20 protein-coding genes are annotated in these 21,807 nt (G+C 71.6%); 9 read left to right on the top strand and 11 right to left on the bottom strand.

Annotated elements, in window-relative coordinates:
• Positions 1-6 precede the first annotated feature (6 nt).
• The 3 genes from AB0J06_RS20940 to AB0J06_RS20930 form a co-directional block, all read right to left on the bottom strand.
• Complete coding sequence (locus tag AB0J06_RS20940) at positions 7-162, bottom strand: hypothetical protein (protein ID WP_357430621.1); 156 nt, start codon at positions 160-162, stop codon at positions 7-9.
• Positions 163-187: 25 nt separating this feature from the next.
• A complete protein-coding gene (locus tag AB0J06_RS20935) occupies positions 188-1,150 on the bottom strand; it encodes a TIGR03557 family F420-dependent LLM class oxidoreductase (RefSeq protein WP_357430620.1) in 963 nt (320 codons plus the stop codon).
• Positions 1,151-1,314: 164 nt separating this feature from the next.
• Positions 1,315-2,610 carry a hemolysin family protein gene (locus AB0J06_RS20930; protein ID WP_357430645.1) on the bottom strand — a complete coding sequence of 432 codons (1,296 nt, stop codon included), beginning with the start codon at positions 2,608-2,610 and terminating at the stop codon, positions 1,315-1,317.
• Positions 2,611-2,765: 155 nt separating this feature from the next.
• Between AB0J06_RS20930 and AB0J06_RS20925 the strand changes: the two genes are divergently transcribed.
• Complete coding sequence (locus tag AB0J06_RS20925) at positions 2,766-3,386, top strand: DedA family protein (protein WP_357430619.1); 621 nt, start codon at positions 2,766-2,768, stop codon at positions 3,384-3,386.
• A gap of 24 nt (positions 3,387-3,410) precedes the next feature.
• Here the strand turns inward: AB0J06_RS20925 and AB0J06_RS20920 are convergent, their stop codons facing one another.
• From AB0J06_RS20920 to ureA, 3 genes are read right to left on the bottom strand one after another with little or no spacing between them, the layout of a single operon-like run.
• Positions 3,411-4,109, bottom strand: coding sequence for a VOC family protein (locus tag AB0J06_RS20920; protein WP_357430618.1), 699 nt, complete (start codon positions 4,107-4,109; stop codon positions 3,411-3,413).
• Positions 4,110-4,135: 26 nt separating this feature from the next.
• Positions 4,136-5,827, bottom strand: a complete 1,692-nt coding sequence (locus tag AB0J06_RS20915) for an urease subunit alpha (protein WP_357430617.1) — start codon at positions 5,825-5,827, stop codon at positions 4,136-4,138.
• Positions 5,824-6,510, bottom strand: coding sequence for an urease subunit gamma (ureA, locus tag AB0J06_RS20910; RefSeq protein ID WP_357430616.1), 687 nt, complete (start codon positions 6,508-6,510; stop codon positions 5,824-5,826). The genes AB0J06_RS20915 and ureA overlap by 4 nt, the downstream gene beginning before the upstream one ends.
• A 178-nt stretch (positions 6,511-6,688) precedes the next feature.
• Between ureA and AB0J06_RS20905 the strand changes: the two genes are divergently transcribed.
• A complete protein-coding gene (locus AB0J06_RS20905; protein ID WP_357430615.1) occupies positions 6,689-8,332 on the top strand; it encodes a methyl-accepting chemotaxis protein in 1,644 nt (547 codons plus the stop codon).
• A gap of 391 nt (positions 8,333-8,723) precedes the next feature.
• Here AB0J06_RS20905 and AB0J06_RS20900 read toward each other — a convergent pair whose 3' ends face one another.
• The gene (locus AB0J06_RS20900; RefSeq protein ID WP_357430614.1) at positions 8,724-10,346 is read right to left on the bottom strand and encodes a methyl-accepting chemotaxis protein; all 1,623 of its coding nucleotides are present in this window, start codon (positions 10,344-10,346) and stop codon (positions 8,724-8,726) included.
• Positions 10,347-10,526: 180 nt separating this feature from the next.
• Here AB0J06_RS20900 and AB0J06_RS20895 point away from each other — a divergent pair, with 180 nt between their 5' ends.
• A complete protein-coding gene (locus tag AB0J06_RS20895) occupies positions 10,527-11,711 on the top strand; it encodes a saccharopine dehydrogenase NADP-binding domain-containing protein (protein WP_357430613.1) in 1,185 nt (394 codons plus the stop codon).
• Here AB0J06_RS20895 and AB0J06_RS20890 read toward each other — a convergent pair.
• Positions 11,701-12,135: an NUDIX domain-containing protein gene (locus AB0J06_RS20890; protein ID WP_357430612.1), complete on the bottom strand. Its 435-nt coding sequence runs from the start codon at positions 12,133-12,135 to the stop codon at positions 11,701-11,703. The genes AB0J06_RS20895 and AB0J06_RS20890 overlap by 11 nt on opposite strands.
• Before the next feature lie 246 nt (positions 12,136-12,381).
• Here AB0J06_RS20890 and AB0J06_RS20885 point away from each other — a divergent pair, with 246 nt between their 5' ends.
• A complete protein-coding gene (locus AB0J06_RS20885; protein ID WP_357430611.1) occupies positions 12,382-12,828 on the top strand; it encodes a hypothetical protein in 447 nt (148 codons plus the stop codon).
• 219 nt (positions 12,829-13,047) lie between these two features.
• Positions 13,048-14,403 (top strand): cellulase family glycosylhydrolase, encoded by a 1,356-nt coding sequence (locus tag AB0J06_RS20880; protein WP_357430610.1) that lies wholly within the window; start codon positions 13,048-13,050, stop codon positions 14,401-14,403.
• Between the two features lie 252 nt (positions 14,404-14,655).
• On the opposite strand, the gene AB0J06_RS20875 is transcribed toward AB0J06_RS20880, so the two are convergent.
• Positions 14,656-15,789 carry a hypothetical protein gene (locus tag AB0J06_RS20875; RefSeq protein ID WP_357430609.1) on the bottom strand — a complete coding sequence of 378 codons (1,134 nt, stop codon included), beginning with the start codon at positions 15,787-15,789 and terminating at the stop codon, positions 14,656-14,658.
• Positions 15,790-15,936: 147 nt separating this feature from the next.
• Between AB0J06_RS20875 and AB0J06_RS20870 the strand changes: the two genes are divergently transcribed.
• A complete protein-coding gene (locus tag AB0J06_RS20870; protein WP_357430608.1) occupies positions 15,937-16,593 on the top strand; it encodes a response regulator transcription factor in 657 nt (218 codons plus the stop codon).
• Positions 16,594-16,700: 107 nt separating this feature from the next.
• Entirely contained in the window at positions 16,701-18,032 is a 1,332-nt protein-coding gene (locus AB0J06_RS20865) for an ATP-binding protein (RefSeq protein ID WP_357430644.1), read from the top strand.
• On the opposite strand, the gene AB0J06_RS20860 is transcribed toward AB0J06_RS20865, so the two are convergent.
• Positions 18,021-19,691: a tetratricopeptide repeat protein gene (locus AB0J06_RS20860; RefSeq protein WP_357430607.1), complete on the bottom strand. Its 1,671-nt coding sequence runs from the start codon at positions 19,689-19,691 to the stop codon at positions 18,021-18,023. The two genes, AB0J06_RS20865 and AB0J06_RS20860, sit on opposite strands and share 12 nt — an antisense overlap.
• Before the next feature lie 58 nt (positions 19,692-19,749).
• A complete protein-coding gene (locus tag AB0J06_RS20855) occupies positions 19,750-20,226 on the bottom strand; it encodes a MarR family transcriptional regulator (protein WP_357430606.1) in 477 nt (158 codons plus the stop codon).
• A gap of 47 nt (positions 20,227-20,273) precedes the next feature.
• On the opposite strand from AB0J06_RS20855, the gene AB0J06_RS20850 reads away from it, so the two are divergent.
• Both AB0J06_RS20850 and AB0J06_RS20845 read left to right on the top strand, forming a co-directional pair.
• Positions 20,274-20,795, top strand: coding sequence for a VOC family protein (locus AB0J06_RS20850; RefSeq protein ID WP_357430605.1), 522 nt, complete (start codon positions 20,274-20,276; stop codon positions 20,793-20,795).
• A 32-nt stretch (positions 20,796-20,827) separates the two neighbouring features.
• Positions 20,828-21,712 carry a hypothetical protein gene (locus AB0J06_RS20845; protein WP_357430604.1) on the top strand — a complete coding sequence of 295 codons (885 nt, stop codon included), beginning with the start codon at positions 20,828-20,830 and terminating at the stop codon, positions 21,710-21,712.
• The last annotated feature ends 95 nt before the right edge of the window (positions 21,713-21,807 follow it).

Here is a 21,807-nt window from a genome sequence, read left to right as displayed (position 1 = left end):
GCCCTTCTACCGGAGCGCGAGGTTGACCAGGACGGTCAACACGATCGAGCCGACCACCGAGAACAGGATCATCAACAGGCAGCCGAGGCCACCACCGGCCGGGCGCACGTCTACATTGCCGATTCGCATGCCGTCGACGTACCCGATCGCCTCGCTCGCCATGCCCCCGCATGCCACGGTGCGACGGCTACAACTCGCGTAGCCGGGGAAGCAGCTGCTCGCGGGCCCAGTCCAGGAACATCGGCTGGCTCTCGCCGCCGACCTGCACGACGGCGACGTGGGTGAAGCCCGCGTCGACGTACTTCTTGAACGCCGCGACGTGGCGCTCGACGTCCGGCCCGCACGGCACGGTCTGCGCCACGTCCTCCTCGCGCACGAACTGCGTCGCGCTGGCGAACGAGTCCGGCCCGGGCAGTTCGGCGTTGACCTTCCAGCCCAGGCCCGTCCAGCGAAACTGGTCGTGCGCGATCCGGCGGCATTCGGCCTCGTCCGGTCCGTAGCAGATGGCGAACTGCCCGTAGCGGGGTTTCCCGGTCCCGCCCGCCGCGTCGAAGAGCTGCAGCAGCTCCGGCTTCGGCTCCACCGCGACGACCCCGTCGGCGTACTCGCCGGCGAGGTCGCAGGAGGACGGCCCGGAGACCGCGATCGCGATCGGCACCCCCTGCTCCGGCCGGTCCCACAGGTAGGCCTCCGGCACCTCGAAGTGGTTGCCCGAATAGGTCAGCGTCTCCCCGTCGAGCAGCGGGCGGATGATCTGCAGCGCCTCTTCGAACATGTCGTGTCGCTGCTGCACGTGCGGCCATTCGCCCACCACGTGCTCGTTGAGGTTTTCCCCCGCGCCGAGCCCCAGGGTGAACCGGCCGTCGGCGAGGAGACCGACGGTCGCCGCCTTCTGCGCCACCACCGCGGGGTGATAGCGGCGGATCGGACAGGTCACAAAGGACATCAGCTCCAGGCGGGAGGTGGCGTGCGCGACCGCGCCCAGCACCGACCAGGCGTACGGCGAGTGCCCCTGGGAGTCGAGCCACGGGTAGTAGTGGTCGGAGATGACCGCGAGATCGAAACCGGCGTTCTCGGCCCGCACCGCGTAGTCGACCAGCTCCTTGGGGCCGGTCTGCTCGGTCATCAGCGTGTATCCCACCGCCACCATGTCAAGCTCCTCACCATCGGGTCTCCCTCCCGTTTCCGTGCCGCGGCCGGTCAAACCTCCAGCCCGCGCCGAGCCGCTCCGACTCGCGCGCCCCGCCGTGCTCAACCGGTTGAGACATGCAGGCGCCACCCGGGCAGCACGACGCCACGCGCGCCCCCGACGGGTCATCTTCCCTGATCGTCCGGCGGCGCCGGCTCGGCGCGCTCGCGCAGTCGGATCTTGGAGATCGCATGTCCGGTGACCTCGACGACCTCGGCGGTCAGTCCGGGCAGCTGAACGGCCTCGCCCGGCTCGGTCGGGATGTGTCCGAGCCGGGCGAGCAGCAGTCCGGCGACGGTGGTGTAGTCGCCGGCGTCGGGCAGGTTCAGGGTGACGCCGATGTCGGGGAGGTCGTGGATGGGGAACCCGCCGGGTACGAGCATCGCTCCGTCGGGTTCGCGCACGACGGCCTGCACGTCCCGGTCGGTCTCGTCGTAGATCTCCCCGACCACCTCTTCGAGCAGGTCTTCCATCGTGACGATGCCGTCGATGGCGCCCCACTCGTCGACGACGAGCGCGAACTGCTGGCGTTGCTGGCGGAGTTGCCGCATCGCGTCGGAGACCTGGAGCGTTTCGGGCAGGAACGTGGCCGGGAAGGCGTGCGCGCCGACCGTTCCCTCGCGGTGCAGCAGGTCGCGGATGTGCACGATGCCGACCACGTCGTCGAGGCCGGTCGGGCCGGTGACCGGTGCCCGCGAGTGGCCGGCGGCGGCCATCCGGCGCAGCGCCTCCTCGATGGGGAGTTCGGCCGGGAGGGCCGTGACGTTGCCGCGGGGGACGAGGATCTCCCGCAGGATCCGATCGGTGATCTCGAAGGCTCCCGTGATGATCGTGCGCTGCTGCGGCGTGAAGTTCCGTTCGGCGATCACCATCTCCCGTAGTTCCTCGGTGCTGATCTCTTCGCGACCGGCGTTGGGGTCCCCGCCGGTGAACCGGACGACGAGGTTGGTGGCGTGGCTCAGCAGCCAGATCGCGGGCCGGGAGAAGGTGGAGAGCAGGTCGAGGGGGCGGGCCACCAGGAGTGCCCACCGTTCGGCGCGCTGCATGGCGATCCGTTTCGGCGCGAGCTCCCCGAGGACGAGCGTGACGAAGGTCAGCACGATGGTGACCAGCACGATCGACAGGGGCTCGGCGGCGGAGCCGAGGAAGCTGAGCAGACCGCGGACCGGCTGCGCGAGCGAGACGGCGGCGGCCGCGGAGGCCAGGAAACCGGCGAGCGTGATGCCGATCTGGATGGTGGCGAGGAACCGGTTGGGGTCGCGGGCCAGCCGGGCCAGGACCTGTCCGCCGCGTGATGACCGCTCCAGGCGCTTGAGCTGGCCCTGCCGCAGCGAGATCAACGCCATCTCGCTGCCGGCGAAGACCGCGTTGACCAGCACGAGCACCAGTACGAGCGCCAACTGGCCGCCGAAGCCTCCCACGGGCCGATGCGCCCCCTTCACAGTCACGTCCGGTCACCTCACCGTAGCTATTGGTGGGTGCCCGGTGGTCCTGACCGGTTAGGGTGCTACTCGGTCCGCCCTCGAACACCGCCAGGCCGCCGCCGGCCCACGTCGTCACAGGGGGAGCGCGGCCGGTGACTGAATGGCTGGAGCAGCTGCTGGGGCTCGACGGGCCGTTGATCTATGTCCTGGTCGGGCTGATGGTCCTCGCCGAGGACGCGCTCTTCATCGGTTTTCTCGTGCCGGGTGAGACGGCGGCGATCCTGGGTGGTGTCGCCGCCAGCCTCCGCCGGGTCTCGGTGGTGTGGATGATCGTGGTGGTCGGCGTCGCGGCGATCCTGGGTGACTCCGTCGGCTACGGCGTGGGGCGCTGGCTCGGTCCCCGCCTGCTGCGCACCCGACTGCTGCGCAAGCAGCACGCCCGGCTGGAACGCGCCCAGCAGCAGTTGGCCGTCCGGGGCGGCGCGGCCGTCTTCGTCGGTCGCTTCGTGACCTTCCTGCACGCCCTGATGCCGTTCCTCGCCGGGGTCGCGCGCATGCCGTACCTGCGGTTCCTGGCGTACAACGCCACCGGCGGCGTCGTCTGGAGCGTCGCCACCGTCCTGCTCGGGTATCTGGCCGGCACCTCGTACGCCGCGATCGCCAAGACCGCCGGCCACGCCGCCGCCGGCATCGTCGCGCTGATCGCCGTGACCGCGCTCGTCATGTGGCGGTTGCGGCGGCGCCGTCGCGAACGCGCACGCGAGGAGGAGTAGGCGGACGCGTCCACGCGACGGAGGTCAGCGCGGTGGGAAGGCGCAGAACTCGTTGCCTTCCGGGTCGGCCAGCACCCACCAGCCGAGCTGCTCGTCCCGTTCCCGCAGCATCGTCGCGCCCGCGGCGAGCAGCGCGCCCGGCTCCGGTCCGGTCAACTGGACGTCCCAGTGCAGGCGGTTCTTCACCGTCTTCGGTGTCGGGACCGGGCTGAAGAGCCATCGCTCCCAGGGGAAACCGTGCGCGCCGGTGATCGACGCCGTCTCCTCGTCGCGCGTCACCGTGCCGCCGACGATCGCCGCCCACCATCCGGCGAGCTCGGGTGCGGCGCGGCAGTCGGTGACGAGTGCGAACGCCGGGCCGGGCCCCGGTTCGACGGTCAGCGGCGGGAACGCCCGGAACTCGTTGCCCTCCGGATCGGCCAGCGCCCACCACGGGCGGTCCCCGGGTTCGGCGACGAGGCGCGCGCCGGCCCGCAACAGTCCCCGGGGGTCGGGCTCGTCGAGCCGGAGGCTCAGATGGACGCGGGTGTCGCCGGTGCGCGGCTCGGGCACGCCGTTGACCCAGATCGCCTCGCCGGCCGGGCGCCCCGCCGCGGGGTCGAGCCTCGCGTCGCCGCCGTCGAGTTCGACCAGCGGCGCGCCGAGCGCCTGCTGCCAGAAGCGTGCCTGGGCCGCCACGTCCGAGGCGTCCATGCAGAGATCCTTGAACTGCGCGATCGTCACCGGGACAGCATGCCGTTCCGGCCGGGTCAGAGGAAGTAAAGCCGGCTCAGCGACACGGTGTCGGCCGCGGCCGACCGGATCGGCTCGCCGTCGAAGGTCACCCGGCCGGTGCCCGGCGCGACCCGCACCTCGCCGATCCGGTCGTTGCGGACCATGTCGGCGGGGCCGATGCCGCGGGTGTGCCGTACGGCGACGCGTCGACGCCGGGTCGGCATCCGATCGCCGTCCGCCTGCGCCGCCGCGCCGCTGACGAAGGCGAGGGAGAGGTCGGCGGCGGTGGCGCCGTACGCGCCGAACTGGGGCCCCACGACGAGCGGCTCGCACGCCTCGGTGGCAGCGTTGGGGTCCCCGGTCACCCCGTAGGCCGGAAAGCCGGCCTTCAGGACGAGTTGCGGCTTGGCGCCGAAGTAGGCGGGCCGCCACAGCACGATGTCGGCCAGCCGGCCGGGAGTGATCGCGCCGATCTCGTGCGCGAGGCCGTGGGCGATGGCGGGATTGATGGTCAACTTCGCCAGATAACGCAGGACGCGGTCGTTGTCATGACCACCGGCGTCGCGACCGCCACCGTCGCCCCGTTCCGCCTTCATCTTCGCGGCGAGCGCGAACGTACGGCGTACGGTCTCGCCGGCGCGGCCCATGCCCTGCGAGTCCGACGAGGTGATCGGGATGACGCCGAGATCGTGCAGCACGTCCTCGGCGCCCATCGTCTCGGCGCGGACCCGGTCGTGCGCCAGCGCGGCGTCGCCCGGCGAATCCAGCCGCAGCCCGTGGACGGCGACGATCATCGCGTAGTGCTCATCGAGCGCGTCCCGGGCGTACGGCAGGGTGGGGTTGGTGGAGGAGCCGATCACGTTGGGCACTCCGGCGAGGCGCAGCACGTCGGGGACGTGGCCGCCACCGCATCCCTCGACGTGGAAGGCGTGGATCGTGCGTCCCTCCAGCACGGCGAGGGTGTCCGTCACGCAGAGGCATTCGTTGAGGCCGTCGCTGTGCAGCGCGACCTGCACGTCGTGCTCCTCGGCGACGCGCAGGGCGGTGTCGAGGGCCCGGATGTGCGCCCCCATGTCCTCGTGCACCTTGAATCCGCACGCCCCGCCGTCGACCAGCGCCTCGACGAGCGGGGCGGGATCGGAGGACGATCCGCGGGCGAGGAAACCGATGTTGACCGGCCAGGCGTCGAACGCGTTGAAGGTGTGGCGCAGCGCCCAGGGGGAGTTGATCCCGGTGCCCCAGACCGGCCCGAAGTTCTGCCCGATCAGCGTGGTGACCCCGGAGGCCAGGGCGGCTTCCATGATCCGGGGCGACAGAAGGTGCACGTGGGTGTCGATGGCGCCCGGCGTCGCGATCAGTCCCTCCCCGGCGATCATCGTGGTGCCCGTACCGACCACGACCTGCACGCCGTCGACCGTGTCCGGGTTGCCGGCGCGCCCCACGGCGCTGACCCGTCCGTCCCGGATCCCGATCGAGGCCTTGCGGACGCCGAGCAGCGGGTCGACCACGAGCGCATTCGTGATCACGACGTCGCAGGTGTCGGCGACCGCGGCCGCCTTCAGGTGTTGGCCGTCGCGCGCCGTCTTGCCGAAGCCGACCAGGAACTCGTCGCCGGGGTGCTGCGAATCGTGGGTCACCTCGACGACCAGGCCGGTGTCGCCGAGCAGTACCCGGTCGCCCGCACGCGGGCCGTGCACGGCCGGGTAGTCGCGCGGATCGACGGTCACGTGGCCGCCGTCTCCAGGTAGCCGGCCGCCCGGGCCCGGCGCAGCGCCGCCTCCTTGGCCCCCGGGGCGTCCAGCGGCCCGTCGACGAGGCCGGAGAAGCCGATCGCCACCCGCTGCCCGCCGATGGGGGTCAGCGCGACGGACCGGGTGACGCCGGGATCGAACCGGACGGTCGTGCCGGCCGGGATGGCCAGGCGCCGGCCGTACGCGACGGCCCGGTCGAACCGCAGTCGCGGGTTCACCTCGAAGAAATGGAAGTGCGAGGTGATGCTGATCGGCACGTCCCCGACGTTCGTGACCTGCACCGGCAGCGCGTCGGGGAAGTGGAGTTCCGGATGCGGCGCGGGCAGGATCGCGCCCGGCGCGTCCGGGCGACGTGGCGCGGCGATCGGATCGGGCACCACCGCGAGCCTCGTGCCGTCGTCGAAGACCGCCTCAACCTCGATCTCGGTGACGATGTCGGCGACCCCCGGCAACACGTCCTCGGCGCTCAGCACGGCGCGGGCGCGGGCGATCGCGTCGGCCAGCCTGGCCCCGTCCCGGGCCGCTTCGCACAAGGTGTCGGCGACGATCGCGGTGGCCTCGGGCACGTTCAGCCGCAGTCCCCGGGCGCGGCGGGCCCGCGCCAGTTCGGCCGTGGTGAACAGCAGCAGCCGGTCGCGTTCGGTCGGGGTGAGGCGCACGGGGCGTACCTCCGAGGCTGGTGGAGCGCGTGCCCGGGAGGGTGCCCGCTGACGCGAGGGTTAATCCGCCGTCATTCGCGGCCGCCACGGCCGCGGCGGGGCTGACGCCCGGTGTGGATTCCCTCACCACGGTCTTGCGCGGGCCGATCTTGCGATACCGACGAAAGGATGTGCTGGTATGCCCGGGATCGATGCGAAACGCGCCATGGACGTTGCGGCTCTGTCTGCTCCATCCTCAGACGGGGCGGTACGGCGGTGGTTCGGCAATCGGCGTGTTCTGACCAAGATTTTGATCGTCGCCGGCGTCGCGATCGTCGGCACCGCCGCCACGGGCCTGCTGAGCGTGAGCGGGATCAGCGACCTGAAGCAGACCCGCGACCAGGAGGTCGGGCAGGGGATGCCCTACATCGCGAGCCTGCATTCGGCGGCGTTGCACGCGAAAGCCGCGGCGAATGACGAGCGCGGTTACCTCATCGCCGGGGACGTGAAGTTCCGCGACGAGGCGCTCGGCCGTCAGCAGAAGGTCGATGAGGCGCTGGCGCGTGCCCGGTCGGCCCCGGACGCGGTCGGCGACCCGGCGCACGTGGGCGAGGTCCAGGAGGCGACGGACGCCTGGTTCGCCGCGCTGGAGAAGGAGTTCGCGCTGTACGCCCAGGGGGACCGGGCGGCGGCGATCAGTGCGGCTATGGGCCCGAACCGCGATCTGCGCAAGGCCTACGAGGAGTTGCTGGCCGAGGAGATCGGCCACGCGGAGACCGGGCTGGTCGCGGGGCGCGGCTTCGACGCCACGGTGAGCAAGACCCGGGCGAGTGTGATCGGGCTGGTGGTCGTCGCGCTTCTGCTCGCGGTGGTGCTGGCCGTCTACGTCGGCCGGCTGATCGTGCTGCCGCTGCGACGGGTCTCCACCGTGCTCGACGCTGTCGCGGACGGTGACCTGTCGCAGGACGCTCAGGTCGACCAGCGCGACGAGGTGGGGCAGATGGCGGGGTCGCTGCGGCGGGCGACAGCGACCCTGCGGGAGACCGTGCAGTCCCTCACCGCCCACGCCACCGGCCTCGCCGAGGCGTCGCAAGGGCTCGCCGCGACGAGCCAGCAGAGCGCGTCCAGCACCGAGATCGCGGCCCAGCAGGCCGGATACGTGGCGGAATCCGCCGCGGACATGTCCCGCAACATCCAGACGGTTGCCGCGGGCGCCGAGGAGATGGGCGCCTCCATCCGCGAGATCTCGCAGAACGCGACCCAGGCCGTGAACGTGGCGGCCCGGGCGGTTGAGGTGACCGAGAGCACCAACGCGGTCATGGCGAAGCTCGGTGACTCGTCCGCCGAGATCGGCAGCGTCATCAAGGTGATCACGTCGATCGCGGAGCAGACCAACCTGCTGGCGCTCAATGCCACGATCGAGGCGGCGCGGGCGGGGGACGCCGGCAAGGGCTTCGCCGTGGTCGCCAACGAGGTCAAGGAGCTCGCCCAGGAGACGGCCCGGGCGACCGGCGACATCAGCGCGCGGGTCGCGGCGATCCAGTCCGACACGACGGGGGCGGCCGCCGCCATCGGGGAGATCAGCGGGATCATCGCGCAGATCAACGACTTCCAGACCACGATCGCCTCCGCCGTGGAGGAGCAGAGCGTCACCACCAACGAGATGAGCCGCAGCGTCACCGAGGCGGCCAGCGCCGGCACCCGGGTCGCAGAGACGATCACGGAGGTCGCCAGCTCGGTGCAGGTGACGACCGTCGGCGTCGGCGAGGCCAACCGTGCCGCGGGGCAACTGGCGCAGATGTCGAGCGACCTGCGTGGACTCGTGAACCGGTTCCGCCTCTGACGTCACCGACCACCCGTTGCGGGCCAGTTCCGGATGGAACCGGCCCGCACGTGTTTGCCCGCACACCTGGCCACACCTGGCCCACACGTGGCCACACCTGGCCCGCACCTGGGCCGCACGCCTGGCTCGGGAACGTGGCTCGCACAGCTGGCCACGACCGGTCGATGGCCGGACCCGTCACGCCAGCCGACGCGAGAAGACGAACGCGTTCGATTCGGCTGCCGCATCACGATGCGCGACACGCATCAACCCGTACAAGGGGTTGTGGCTCGGTGCGGACAGATGACGGCGAACGAGTCGTCGCCGCCCGTGCGCGGCATCCGGAACGGGCCGCTGAAACGCCGCGTGGGTTGCGGCGCCTGAGCGCCGCAACCCACCGAAGGCGCCGGGATCAGACGCGGAAGTGCGCGACCGACGCGTTGAGACTGGTGGCCAGCGCCGACAGCTCCTTGGCCGCGCCAGCGGCCTGCGCCGCGCCCGCGTTGGACTCCTCCGCGGTGCCCGACACGTCGGCCACGCTGGCGGCGATGCGGTTCATCCCGGTGGCCGCCTCTCCGACGCTGCGGCTGATCTCCTGGGTCGTCGCCGTCTGCTGCTCGACCGCCGACGCGACCGTCGTCTGGTGCTCGTTGATCTGCTCGACGATCTGGGTGATCTCGGCGAGCGCCTGCGCGGCGTCGGCGCTGCTGCCCTGGATCGCCTGGATCTTGCGGCTGATCTCCTCGGTCGCCTTCGCGGTCTCCTGCGCCAGATCCTTGACCTCGGTGGCGACCACCGCGAAGCCCTTGCCCGCCTCGCCCGCGCGGGCGGCCTCAATGGTGGCGTTCAGCGCCAGCAGATTGGTCTGCTCCGCGATGCTGTTGATTACCTTGATCACGTCGCCGACCTCGCTGCTCGCCGAGCCGAGCGCGGCGACGGAGGTGTTGGTCTGCGCGGCGACGGTCAGCGCCTTCTGCGCGACCTGCACCGCGCTGCCGGCGCTACGGGAGATCTCCGCGATCGCGGCGTTCATCTCCTCGCTGGCGGCGGCGACGGTCGAGACGCTGGCCGACACCTGGTTCGCGGCCGACGCCGCGGCCTGCGACCGCGTCGAGGTGGTGCTCGCCCCCGACTCGATCCGGGACGCCACCTCGGAAAGATCGGCGGCGGCGGTGGTGAGCCGTCGGGACTGGGTCAGCACCTCGCCGACGCTGCCGCGCATCGCCGCGAGCGAACCGCGCAGCGCCCGCGACATCGTGCCCACCTCGTCCCGCCCGTGGGCGTCGGGCACCTCGGTCGTCAGATCGCCGTCGGCGACGGCGTCCAGGGCCGCGACCACGCGGCTCAGCGGCCGGCTGATGCCCCGCGCGACGGACAGGGCGAGCAGGAGGCCCGCCGCTACGGCGACTCCGAGCACCGTCAGGGAGACGGTCAACGCCGTGCGGTACTGGCTGTCGAGCTCTTTCGCCGTGGCGGTCGCCTCGGTCTGCTCCGCCGCGAGCATCTGCTTGATGAGCGCCTTGCAGTTCTCGAACGGCTCCTTCGCCTCGCCCTCCTTGATCGCTACGAAAGCGCGCGCGTCGCCCTGCTTCGCCGCCGGGATCATCTTCTCGTTCACCAGCGTGGCGTAGGCCGCGAACTGCTCCGAGAACTTGTCGACCAGCTTCGGATCCGCCGCCTGGCCGCGGTACGTCGCGATCAGTGCATCCAGCTCCGTGTACCCGTCCTCGACGTCCTTGAGCATCGAGTCCATGGCTTCCGAGCCGGGTTCGAGCACCGCGACCGCGTGCGTGTCGATCCGCAGGACGCGGAATGCGTCCCGCAGGTTGGACAGCACGGTCATCGGAGCCACCGTGCCGGTCGAGATCGACTGTCCGGCGGAGCGCACCTTGCCGGTCTGCACCAGCGCCGCGACGGTGGCGAGTGACGACAACGCGAGCGTGACGAGCACGGTGGCGGTGATCTTCGCGCCGACGGGCAGGTTACTGAACAGGCGACCCCGAGCAGATGGCTCGACTGTGGCTGCGGACTCCATGGCGACTCCAGACGATCGAATAGTCATCGGTGTCACCATCGGTGTGCTGAAAGTTCACGTTAGGCATCCGTTGTGGCATTACCCGGCGTGCCGCCTCCGCTGATCGTGTCGGAGCTTATGTGCACGGCGCGAGCCGGGCGTGGGTCGTCATCGACCGGGCCGGGCACTAGCGTGAGCGGCGTGACGAATCCTCCGCCGCGCGACTACGACATCGTCGTCTTCGGCGCCACCGGTTTCACCGGCGGGCTCACGGCCGAATACCTCGCCGCCCATGCTCCGGTCGGGATGCGATGGGCGCTCGCGGGGCGTAACCGGGAGAAGCTGACGGCGCTACGGGATCGGCTCGGCGGCGCGGCCGGGAGCGTCGGCATCGTCGACGCCGACGTCACGGACGCGGGGTCGCTGCGGCGCCTGGCGGAAGCGACCCGGGTCGTGGTGACCACGGTCGGCCCCTACATCCGGTACGGCGAACCGCTCGTGGCGGCCTGCGCGGCGGCCGGCACCGACTATGTGGACCTGACCGGCGAACCCGAGTTCATCGACCTCATGTACCTGCGTCACCACCCCGCCGCCGAGCGCACCGGCGCGCGCCTGGTTCATGCCTGCGGCTTCGACTCGATCCCGCACGACCTCGGCGCGCTCTTCACCGTCGGGCAGTTGCCGGCGGAGCAGCCGATCCGGCTGCGTGGCTACGTCAGAGCCGGCGGCGTCGTGTCCGGCGGGACGTTCGAGTCCGCGCTGACCGCGTTCGCGCGGTTCCGTCGGGCCGCCGCCGTGCACGGCGAGCGGCGGCGGGCGCAACCGCGCGGCGGCGAGCGGCGGGTGCGGGCGATCGCGGGTCGCCCCGGCTACGACCGCGACGCGGGTACCTGGGTGCTGCCGTTGCCGACGGTGGACCCGCAGATCGTGGTCCGCTCGGCGCAGGCCCTCGACCGCTACGGACCAGACTTCTCCTACAGCCACTTCGTGGCGCTGAAGAGTCCGGTCGCGGCGGTCGCGTTGACCGCCGGTGTGGCCGGCGCGTTCGCGTTGGCGCAACTGCCGCCCACCCGGAAGCTGCTGCTGCGGATGCGCCCCGCCGGCGCCGGCCCGACGCCCGAGCAGCGGGAGAAGGGCTGGTTCCGGGTGCGGTTCATCGGCGAGAGCGGCGATCAGCGGGTGGTCACCGAGGTCGCGGGGGGAGATCCCGGTTACGGCGAGACCGCGAAGATGCTGGCCGAGTCCGCGCTCTGCCTGGCGTACGATCCGCTGTCGCCCACGGCCGGGCAGGTGACCACTGCCGTGGCGATGGGTGACGCGCTGCGGGTGCGTCTGGAGCAGGCGGGCATGTCGTTCCGGGTGGTCGACGAAACCGTTACCAGGTGACGGTGTCGATCAGCCGGAGGCCGTCCTCGGCAGGGGGTGACAGGGGCAGTTCGCGGACCCGGTCCAGCGGCACCCATTGCACGGCGTCCGCCGCGCCGTCGACCTCGGTCACCCGGGCCTCGCCGGGCCCCAGCGCCACCCCGTAGAGCATCGACACCACGTGCCAGCTCACATCTTTGCGTTCGGCCATGTAGGAGCGGGCGTCGAGCAGTTTGGCGTCGACGATCTCCAGTCCCGCTTCTTCGCGCAGTTCACGCGCGAGCGCGTCACCGGGCTGCTCGCCGGGATCCATCCCGCCACCGGGGAGGTGCCAGGCGCCGGGCGGAAAGACCGGGGAGGCCTCGGAGAGCCGGGTCAACAGGACTGAGGTGTCACGGACGACCACGCCGTAGGTGGTGACCCGTAGCCGGGGCTGCTCGCTCAACGTACCCTCCAAGCCCTTGCTCGTGACCTCCACGCTGCCACAGCGGTGCCGGCCCTGCTGGCGCATCCGTGAAGCCGGATGAGGCGTGCCAGCGCTACTGCGATCGCGACCGTGAGAGCGAGCGCGGCGGCCAGCAGGACCTAAAGGAGCCACAACACGATGGTCATGGATCATTGACGACATAGACGGCCGCCGTGTGACACGGCGGGGACATCCCCCGGTGGCGCGACCCAGTACGGTCGGGCGATGGATGAACGGGCCACGGAAGCGGTGCCGCCGGCCGGGATGCGGATCGCGGCGTGCGTCCAGCAGTCGGTGGTGATCGTCTTCCTGCTCGGGGCGGTGGTCCCGCTGGTCACCGCCGCGATCGGAACCGGCGACTACGCGGGGTTGCTTGATCCAGGGTTGGAGCGGTTCGACGACCCGAAGGTGTGGATCCCCCCGGTGGGGCCCGATTCGGTGTGGAACCCGTTGACGTGGGCGTTCGGCATCGCGCGCGCGGCGGCCATCTTCATCGCACCGTTCGCGGTGCTGGCTGTGCTGTTCGGGCTGGCTTATCTGCCCCGCCCCGAGGTCTGGGCGCATCGGCCGGCCGCTGAACGACTGGCAATCTGGACCTTGCTCTGCTTTGCGCTGGTGGTGTTCACCCTGACTCCGTACTTCGCGCAACTGCAGAACTGGCTGCTCGACTGACGTCCGCACGACCCGCGCGGCTGTTGGCGCGAACCGGACGAGTGAGACCCGCGCCGGTACGAGCGTTCACACGGCGACCGCGAGTTCACATCAGGGACCAGCGTGGCAGTTACTTAACCGGTTGACCGACGTCGATGCGCGTGGCTACGCTGGGGCCGCGCGAGGGCAGCCGGGCGGTTCTGTCGTTTCCCGTTCACGGGGCTCTACCCGAGGTAGGTCATGAAAACGAGACTCACCGTCGCGGTCGCGACGTTCATCGCCCTGCTCACCTCCATCGTCCTCTTTGTGCACCCAGCGTCCGCCGCGGTCGGTTTCCACGTCAGCGGCGGACGGCTCGTCGAGTCCAACGGCAGCGCGTTCGTCATGCGCGGCGTCAACCACGCCCATACCTGGTATACGAGCCAGACCAGCTCGTTCGCCAACATCAAGTCCCTGGGCGCGAACACCGTGCGGGTCGTGCTGAGCAGCGGCGACCGTTGGACGAAGAACACCGCCAGCGACGTCGCCAACGTCATCTCGCTCTGCAAGGCCAATCGCCTGATCTGCGTCCTCGAGGTGCATGACACCACCGGGTACGGCGAGGAGGGCGCGGCGATCACCCTCAACCGCGCCGTCGACTACTGGCTGAGCATCCAGAGCGTGCTCACCGGCCAGGAGCGCTACGTCATCGTCAACATCGGCAACGAGCCGTACGGCAACGCGAACTACGCCTCGTGGGCCACCGACACCGGCAATGCGATCAAGCGGCTGCGCAGCGCCGGCTTCGAGCACACGATCATGGTCGACGCGCCCAACTGGGGGCAGGACTGGTCGTTCACCATGCGCGACAACGCCGCGTCGGTCTTCAACGCCGATCCGCAGCGCAACACCGTCTTCTCGATCCACATGTACGGCGTCTTCGACACCGCCGCCGAGATCAGCGACTATCTCGGCCGCTTCCGCAGCGCGGGCCTGCCGATCGTGGTCGGCGAGTTCGGCCACAACCACTCCGACGGCAACCCCGACGAGGACGCGATCCTGTCGTACAGCCAGGCCAATGGCATCGGCTATCTCGGCTGGTCGTGGAGTGGCAACGGTGGCGGGGTCGAGTATCTCGACATGGTGACCAACTTCGACGTCGGCAGTCTCACGTCGTGGGGGCAGCGGATCTTCAATGGCGCCAACGGCATCAAGTCGACCGCCCGGGAAGCGTCGGTCTTCAGCGGCTCAACCAACCCGCCGACCAACCCGCCGACCACTCCGCCCACGACGCCCCCGACGACTCCGCCCGGGGGGCCCAGCTGCTCCGCGACGTACGCGATCACCGGGCAGTGGCAGGGCGGTTTCCAGGGCGACGTCAAGGTGACCGCCGGCGGCTCGGCGATCAGCGGCTGGACGGTCACCTGGACCTTCGGCAACGGACAGACCGTCAGCCAGGCGTGGGGCGCCACGATCACCAGCAGCGGATCGAACGTCACCGCCCGCAACGTCAGCTACAACGGGAGCCTCGGCGCCGGCGCCAGCACCAACTTCGGCTTCATCGGCTCCTGGACCGCCGCCAACCCCGTCCCGACGGTCCGCTGCACCGCCACCTGACCACTCCGCGGCGGGGTGGGGTGGGGTGGAAACGATCTTGCACCCGTACGTGGTCTGCGGGCGCAACCCGCGCCACGTGCACTGGACTTCATGAGCGCACCGTTCACGCGCTCATGTGATCGTTGGCCCGCCACCCGTATGGCTTCCGGTGCCTCGTACGGCTGGCGGGCCAACTCGCGTTCACAGTGGACCCACGGCAGAGCGCCCGGCTCGACGAGCCGGGCGCTCTGCGAAGCGATCATCGAGAAACGGTCACTTGGTGGTCCCGGCCACCTCGTACAGCCGCTCCGGGTTCACCGCGCCGGCCAAGACCCGGCCGTCATCGGTCAGCAGAACGCTGAAGAGTCGACTGGAGAGAAGCCGCCCGCTGCCCCACGCGCCGTTGACCTTCGGCAGCACGTTGAGCATGCTCTGCGCCTGGGCGTCGCCCTGGTCGGGCGTCCCCACCTTGCCCACCATCACTGTCGTCCAGCCCTCGCCGACGCTGGTCGGCTTCGTGCCTTCGCCGTGGTCGGCCCGGTCCGGGGTGCCGGCCTTCGGCTTCTCGCCGGCCTTCTCGCCGAGGTCCATCCCGGGCAGCAGCCCGGGCGCGCCCGAATCCTCGGTCACCTTCGTGCCGGGCGGCGGGTTGAACCGGAACTGCTCCGCCGCCGGCCGGGCGAAGTCCACCTGCGTGAACGCCACCTCGAAGGCGGTGTTGTCCGAGCCCTTCGGGTAGATCTCGAAGCGCAGCGGCACATGCTCCTTGGCGTCGATGGCGATCCGCGCCTGACCGACCAGCGAAGCCTTGTCGCGCGGCGCGATCACCAGTTCGTATGCGTCCCGTCCGGCGATCTTCGCGGATCGCCCGACGCTGACCTCGGTGCTCGGTCCGATCGCCGCGAGCGCCTGGTCGGCGGCCTCCTGCGGCGAGGTCGGCAGGCCGGTGGCGAGCCCCTTCGGACGCTCGGCCTCGGCTGCGCTCAGCGTGTGGTGCGCCGCCTCCTTGGACTGGCTCGACCAGATCCACAGGTCCTTGCCGTTGCGGATCACATCGGTCTCGCCGAGGGTGTCCATCAACGCCACCCGAGCCTGGTCCGGGCCGGCGTACCAGACCCGCAGCGTGTGCGTCCCCGCCACCAGCGAGGTCAGGCCCGGGCCGACCTTGCCGGCCAGATCCATCACCGACGGCAGGCCCAGGTCGGCCTTCTGTACGACCGTGCCGGACATCCCGTCGAGCCGCGCCGTCTGCAGATCGACGAGGAGTTGGGCGGCGCTGCGCGTGGGCAGGCTCGGCTCCGCCGAGGCGCTGAACGTGCCGACCGCCGCGCCACCGCCGATCACCACTACCGCGGCCGCACCGGGGACCAGCCACCGCATCGCTGGTCGTGACTTCATAACAGACATGTGTTGCACCTCCTGCGACCATGGTGCGCCCGGAGCGCTGTGAGCGTGCTGAGAACATCCCGTAAGGGGCGAACCGGGGGATGAGCCGGACCGAAACTCGCCTTCAGGGTGCGTGGCGGACCGGCGCCGGGGTGGCACGCTGGGCCGGTGCGGTTGCTGGTGGTGGAGGACGAGACGCGGTTGGCCCTGGCGCTGCAGCGCGGGCTGCAGGCGGAGGGGTTCGCGGTCGACGTCGCGGGCACCGGGCCCGCGGGCCTGGAGATGGCCCGGCACGGGGGATACGACGCGATGATTCTCGACGTCATGCTCCCCGGTCTGTCCGGATACCGGATCGTGCGGCAGTTGCGCACCGAGGAGCACTGGCTCCCCGTCCTCATGCTCTCGGCCAAGGACGGTGAATATGACCAGGCGGACGGTCTGGACTGCGGCGCCGACGACTACCTGACCAAACCCTTCTCGTACGTGGTGCTGCTCGCCCGGATGCGGGCGTTGCTGCGCCGTGGCGCCCCGCAGCGTCCGGCGGTGCTCACCGCTGGTGATCTCAGCCTCGATCCGGCCGGTCGTCGGGTCAGTCGCGCGGGGGTGGAGGTCAGCCTGACGGCCCGCGAGTACGCGCTACTCGAATACCTCATGCGCCACGCGGGCGAGGTGGTCTCCAAGACGGAGCTGCTCGACCACGTCTGGGACGCCGGCATGGACACGGCGCCCAACGTCGTCGAGGTCTACGTCGGCTACCTGCGCCGCAAGATCGGACGGGAACTGCTGGAGACCGTCCGCGGCGCGGGTTACCGGCTCGCCGGATGACCGCGACGATGGGGAAGGCCCCTTCCTCGACACGGAGCGACGACAGCGGGCCGGCGCCTGCCCGCGAGGTGGGGTGGTGGGGGCGGCGCAGTCTGCGGGCGCGGCTCATGCTGATCGGCGTACTCGGGCTCGCCGTCGGACTCGGGGTCGGCGGGGTGGCCCTGGTCGCCGCGCTCGGCTTCGCGCTACAGCGGACCGCCGACACCGAGGCGTTCACGACGGCGGACGCCGTCGCGAGCCTGGTCACCGCGGAGGCGCTCCCGGACCCGCTGCCGGTGGCGGGCAGCGAGGTACGGGTGCAGGTGGTCGACGCCCAGGGCCGGGTACGGGCGGCCTCGATCGGCGCGGACCGGCTGGTGCCGATCCTCTATGCCGCGGAGCGGGCCCGGGCGACCGATCGGACCGGCCTCTTCATCCCCGGTGAGCGGCTGGGGCTGCGTGGACCGGTCCGCGTGGTCGCCGTTCCCGCGGGGCCGCCCGGGGCGCGCGAGACGGTGCTGGTGGCGAAGTCGATGGCCGACATCGCGCACAGCGTCGACCTGCTCAAGGTCACCCTGCTGATCACGTTTCCGCTGATGGTGGCGGTCCTCGCGGCGGTCGCCTGGCGGGTTGTCGGTGCCACCCTGCGCCCGGTGGAGGCGCTGCGCGCGGGCGCGGAGGAGATCACCGACGGGGGCCTACCCGGCCAGCTGCCGGTGCCCGCCTCGCGCGACGAGATCCACCGTCTCGCCGTGACGCTCAACGGCATGTTGGACCGGTTGGCGGGGGCCCGGGCCCGGCAGCGCGCGTTCGTCGCCGACGCCGCCCACGAGCTGCGTAGCCCGCTGGCGAACATGCGGACGCAGTTGGAGGTCGCGCAGCGGCTCGGCGGGCGCACGGACTGGCCGGCGGTGGCGGACGATCTGCTCGTCGACACGGAGCGGCTCGCCCGGCTCGTCGACGATCTGCTGCTGCTCGCCCGCGCCGACGACGCGAGCGAGGCCCAGCGCCGCCAGATCGGTCCGGTGGAGCTGGGGGAGTTGCTCGCCCTGCTGATCACCCGCTATCCGTCACCGCCGGTGCGGTTCGTGCCGCCGGCCACGCCACTGTGGACGTCGGGGGAGCCGGACGGGCTGACCCGGGTGGTCGCCAACCTGCTCGACAACGCGGTCCGCCATGCGCGCAGCGAGGTGGTGGTCACGGCGACGCAGGCCGGCGGATGGCATCTGGTGACCGTCTCCGACAACGGGCCCGGCATCCCGGCCGCCGACCGTGGCCGGGTATTCGACCGGTTCACCCGACTGGACGACGCCCGCGCCCGCGACGCGGGCGGCGCCGGGCTGGGCCTGGCGATCGTGCGGGAGCTGGTACGGCGGCACGGCGGCTCGGTCACGCTGACCGACGCCGGGCCGGGACTGCGCGTTGAGGTGCGGTTGCCGGCCGAAGGATCAGCGGTTTGACCCACCCGTCCGGGCGGTGCAGACCGGCGCCGCCCGCCCGATCGTGTCGGTGGAGTAGATGACCGCGACGGTGAAGCAGTAGTCGGTCCGCTCGTTCAGGCCGTACACGACGTAGGTGGTGGTGCCGGCCGGGATTTCCTGGAAGGCGCGGGGCTGCTGTCCGGAACGACCTCCGGAGATCAGCACGGGTCCCTCCGCGCCGGCCGGATAGGTCCAGGTCAGCGTCACGCTGTCCCGGTTGTCCCGCAGGGTCACGCCGGTCGGCGGGGCCCCGGCCGGCGCGGGCGGCGCCGCCACGGTGGTCGAGGTGACCGGGGTGGCCGGAGTGGACGGTGGGGTGTCCGACGGCGAGCCGGTCGCGGCCGAGGTGCCCGGCGCCGTGGCGGTGGTGGCGCGTGGCGCCGGGTCGCCGCCGAGCGCGAGGCTGACGATCACCGTGACGGCGATGAACAGGATGAACACCAGGGTGGCGACGACGATCGGCTGCGTCCGTCGGCGCGGCGGGTCGTAGACCGGCATCGACGGTTGTGCCGCGGGGCGGGGTCCGAATGCGATGCCGCCCGGGTGCGGGGCGCCGGCGGATGCCCGGGCCGCCGACAAGAACTCGGGATCAAGCGGCGGCCCGGCGGTGGGCGGATCCGGGATCGGCGGCGTGTCGTCGTCCGGCCCGGCCAGCTCCGGCGGCCACCACGGTTCGTCCGAGTCGTCTCCCGTCGCGGCGCCGGCGCCACTGGTTGGTCCGGGCTCCTCGTCCGACGCGGTGCGGGGCGGGATCGCGGGTGGCCACAAGGGCTGCTCCGCCACGGAGAAGCGCGGTGTCTCCGACACGCCCTGCTCCGCGGGGGAGAAGCCCGGCAACCTGATCGGCGGCGGCGGTGCAGGCGCCTCAGGCACGGGCGGCTGCGGCTCGATCGCGCGTGGCCCCGCGGTGGGCGGGTCCCCGTGCGACGGTGAAGGCATCACCTCGCAGACATGATCGGGGTCGGCGGCGGCGTCGGCCAGGGCCGCGACCTGCAGCGCCAGCGGATGCTCGGCGGACAGGTGCTCCCGGCAGAGTTCCCGCGCCAGCGCCAGGTGGTCGTGTGCCTCGGTGCCGCGTCCGCAGTCGCGCTGCATCGCGCCGAGCCGGGCGAGCATCTTCATCCCGGCGGGGTGCCCGTCGCCGTACACCTCGCGGTGCAGCTCCCAGGCGTCCTCCAGCCGGTTGCGCGCCGTCTCACACTGGCCGCGCGCGTATTCGACCGTCGCCAGGTCGGCATGGGCCGCGAGCGTCCGCAACGACTCCGGCCCGTCGATCGCGGAGAGTTCGGCGATCACGTCACGGTAGAGGCGGGCGGCGCGGGCATGGCTGCCGACCCGGTGCAGGACGGCGGCGAGCGTCGCCGCCGCCGAGACGGACCGTTCGTCCTGGCGGCCGTAGAGACGCGTCGTCGCTGAATGGGCGAAGGCGGCCCAGCCGCGGGCGGCCTGCGGGTCGCCGAGCGCGACCAGCACGCGCGCCTGCAGCGCGGCCGCCTCGGCCAGTTCGGGAGAGGCGTGGGCCGATTGCGGGTCGCCGCCCGCCAGCGCCTCGTCGAGCAGCTTCTTCGCGCCGCCGAGATCACCGGTCCCGACGAGGCCCTGCGCACGTGCGGTGATGTCGCCCAGGCCGAAAGACACGTCCCATCGTGCGTGTCCGGCAACGCGGAGTACAAGGGGGTGGTGTGCCGGAGTTTGCTCAGGACGGCGGTCCGTCGGGCTCCAGGTGGCGGAGAAGAGCCTCGCTGATCTCACCGAGCTGCTTCAGCTGTTCGGGAGTGAGCGGGTCGAAGAGGTGTTGGCGTACGCCCTGGACGTGCCCGGGGGCCGCGCCGGAGAGCGCGGCCAGGCCCTGCTCGGTGAGGGTGGCGAGCTGCCCGCGTCGATCGGTCGGGCACTCCTCGCGCCGCACCAGACCCGACTCCTCCAGCCGGGCCACGGCGTGCGACAGGCGGCTGCGGGAGGAGCCGGTCGCGTCGGCGAGTTCGCTCATCCGCAGCGTGCGCCGGGGCACCTCGGAGAGGCGCACCAGGATCTCGTAGTACGCGTGCGGCATCCCCGCGTCGCGCTGCAGCTCCCGGTCGAGGGTTGTCATCAGGGCCCGTGAGGCGGTCAGGAAGGCACGCCACGTGCGCTGCTCGTCGGGGTCCAGCCAGCGGGTCATGACGACGATCATATCCTATCTAATTGAAAGCTCAACAAAATGCGGCTACCGTGGTCCGCATGGGCATACACCGACTCAACCACGCCGTACTCTTCGTTTCCCAGCTTTCCCGCAGTGTCGCCTTCTACCGTGACGTACTGGGCTTCCGGCCGATCCCGATGACGCCCGACGGCTTCGCCGGCGCCGCCTTCCTGCAGGCCCCCGGCTCGACCAACGACCACGACCTCGGGCTGTTCGAGGTGGGCGCCGGCGCCGGACCGTCGCAGGCCGGGCGCGCCACGGTCGGGCTCTACCACCTGGCGTGGGAGGTCGACACGCTCGACGAACTCGAGGCGACCGCGGTGCGGCTCGCCGGGGCGGGGGCGCTGGTCGGTACCTCCGACCACGGCACCACCAAGAGCCTCTACGCCAAGGACCCCGACGGGCTGGAGTTCGAGGTCGTCTGGCTCATTCCGGCCAACCTCCTCGACCAGGCGGCGCTCGACGCGCGCAAGCGGATCGGACCGCTGGACCTGGCGAAGGAGAAGCAGCGGTACGGCGGCCAGACGCGCGGCGGGGTGGGCATCTCCGTCCCGGCGTGACACGGCGATGCTCGCACCGGTAGAACGGCACTATGTCCGCTGACCCGATCGGTGCCGTCACCCGCGAACTGCTCGTACGCCAACTCGACACCTGGATCCCGGCGGCGCTGCACCGCGCGCGGCGGGCGACGCTCGTGACGGCCGGCGCCGACGTGCCCACGGTCGAGGCGGCGCTGCGCGTCTTCGCCGAGTTCGCCGATCTGCTGCGCGGGCGTCAGCTCGCCGTGGTGCTGCTCGGCCCGCAGGCCGGCGAGCTCGCCACGCGGGTCGCCGGTGGTCAGCCGCAGGTGGCCGTCCACGGGATGCCGGGCGACGCCGAGAGCCTGCCGGTGGCGCTCAAGGCCGCCTCGGCGGCGGGGGCGCCTACGCTCGTGCACGTCGATGCGCGGCACGGTGCGGCGCCGAGCGCGAAAGCGCTGGCCGCGGTGACGGCCGGTCGTCCCGGTGAAATGCTGCTGGTGCTGGGGGCCGAGGCGCGGGTCGGACTCGACCACCGCCGAGCACTGCGCGAGGCCGGGTTCGCGCTCGTCGCCGACGTGGAGTTGGTCGCCGACGGGGGCGCCGCGCTGGTCGCCTTCGCGACCTCGTCGGGGAAGAGTCTCGACGCGTTCAAGGACGCGATGTGGGCCGTCGACGAGTACGCCGGGGTGCGCTACCGCGACCCGCACGACCCGGACGGGCATCTGCTGGACATCTCGCTGGAACCACATCCGGGGCCGCTCCGGCGTGAGCTGCTCGCCCGGTTGGCCGCCGGCCCCGGCACGGTCACCGAGCTGCGCCAGTTCACCGCCACCGAGACCGTCTACCGGCCGACCGACACCAACCGGGTGCTCGCCGCGCTGCTGACCGCCGGCGCCGTGACCCGCGAGCCCGAGCACGGTCGTCTCGGCGGCGACGTGGTGATCCGCCCCGTCTAGAACCAGTTGACCGGGGGCCCGCAGCACGACATCTCGGCGCTCGCGGTGAGGATGCGGGTCCGCGTGTCCTCGCCCCTCGTTGGCATGGTCGTCCC

The sequence above is a fragment of the Micromonospora sp. NPDC049679 genome (assembly GCF_040659735.1).
In the GTDB taxonomy this organism is placed as follows: Bacteria; Actinomycetota; Actinomycetes; order Mycobacteriales; family Micromonosporaceae; genus Micromonospora_I.
This window is presented reverse-complemented; position numbering and strand designations above follow the sequence as displayed.

Coding starts and splice junctions, on each gene's coding strand:
- AB0J06_RS20880 (WP_357430610.1), top strand. CDS start 13,048: ATGAAAACGAGACTCACCGTCGCGGTCGCGACGTTCATCGCCCTGCTC.
- AB0J06_RS20845 (WP_357430604.1), top strand. CDS start 20,828: ATGTCCGCTGACCCGATCGGTGCCGTCACCCGCGAACTGCTCGTACGC.
- AB0J06_RS20885 (WP_357430611.1), top strand. CDS start 12,382: ATGGATGAACGGGCCACGGAAGCGGTGCCGCCGGCCGGGATGCGGATC.
- AB0J06_RS20900 (WP_357430614.1), bottom strand. CDS start 10,346: ATGGAGTCCGCAGCCACAGTCGAGCCATCTGCTCGGGGTCGCCTGTTC.
- AB0J06_RS20855 (WP_357430606.1), bottom strand. CDS start 20,226: ATGATCGTCGTCATGACCCGCTGGCTGGACCCCGACGAGCAGCGCACG.
- AB0J06_RS20865 (WP_357430644.1), top strand. CDS start 16,701: ATGCTGATCGGCGTACTCGGGCTCGCCGTCGGACTCGGGGTCGGCGGG.
- AB0J06_RS20905 (WP_357430615.1), top strand. CDS start 6,689: ATGCCCGGGATCGATGCGAAACGCGCCATGGACGTTGCGGCTCTGTCT.
- AB0J06_RS20850 (WP_357430605.1), top strand. CDS start 20,274: ATGGGCATACACCGACTCAACCACGCCGTACTCTTCGTTTCCCAGCTT.
- AB0J06_RS20940 (WP_357430621.1), bottom strand. CDS start 162: ATGGCGAGCGAGGCGATCGGGTACGTCGACGGCATGCGAATCGGCAAT.
- AB0J06_RS20875 (WP_357430609.1), bottom strand. CDS start 15,789: ATGTCTGTTATGAAGTCACGACCAGCGATGCGGTGGCTGGTCCCCGGT.
- AB0J06_RS20935 (WP_357430620.1), bottom strand. CDS start 1,150: ATGGTGGCGGTGGGATACACGCTGATGACCGAGCAGACCGGCCCCAAG.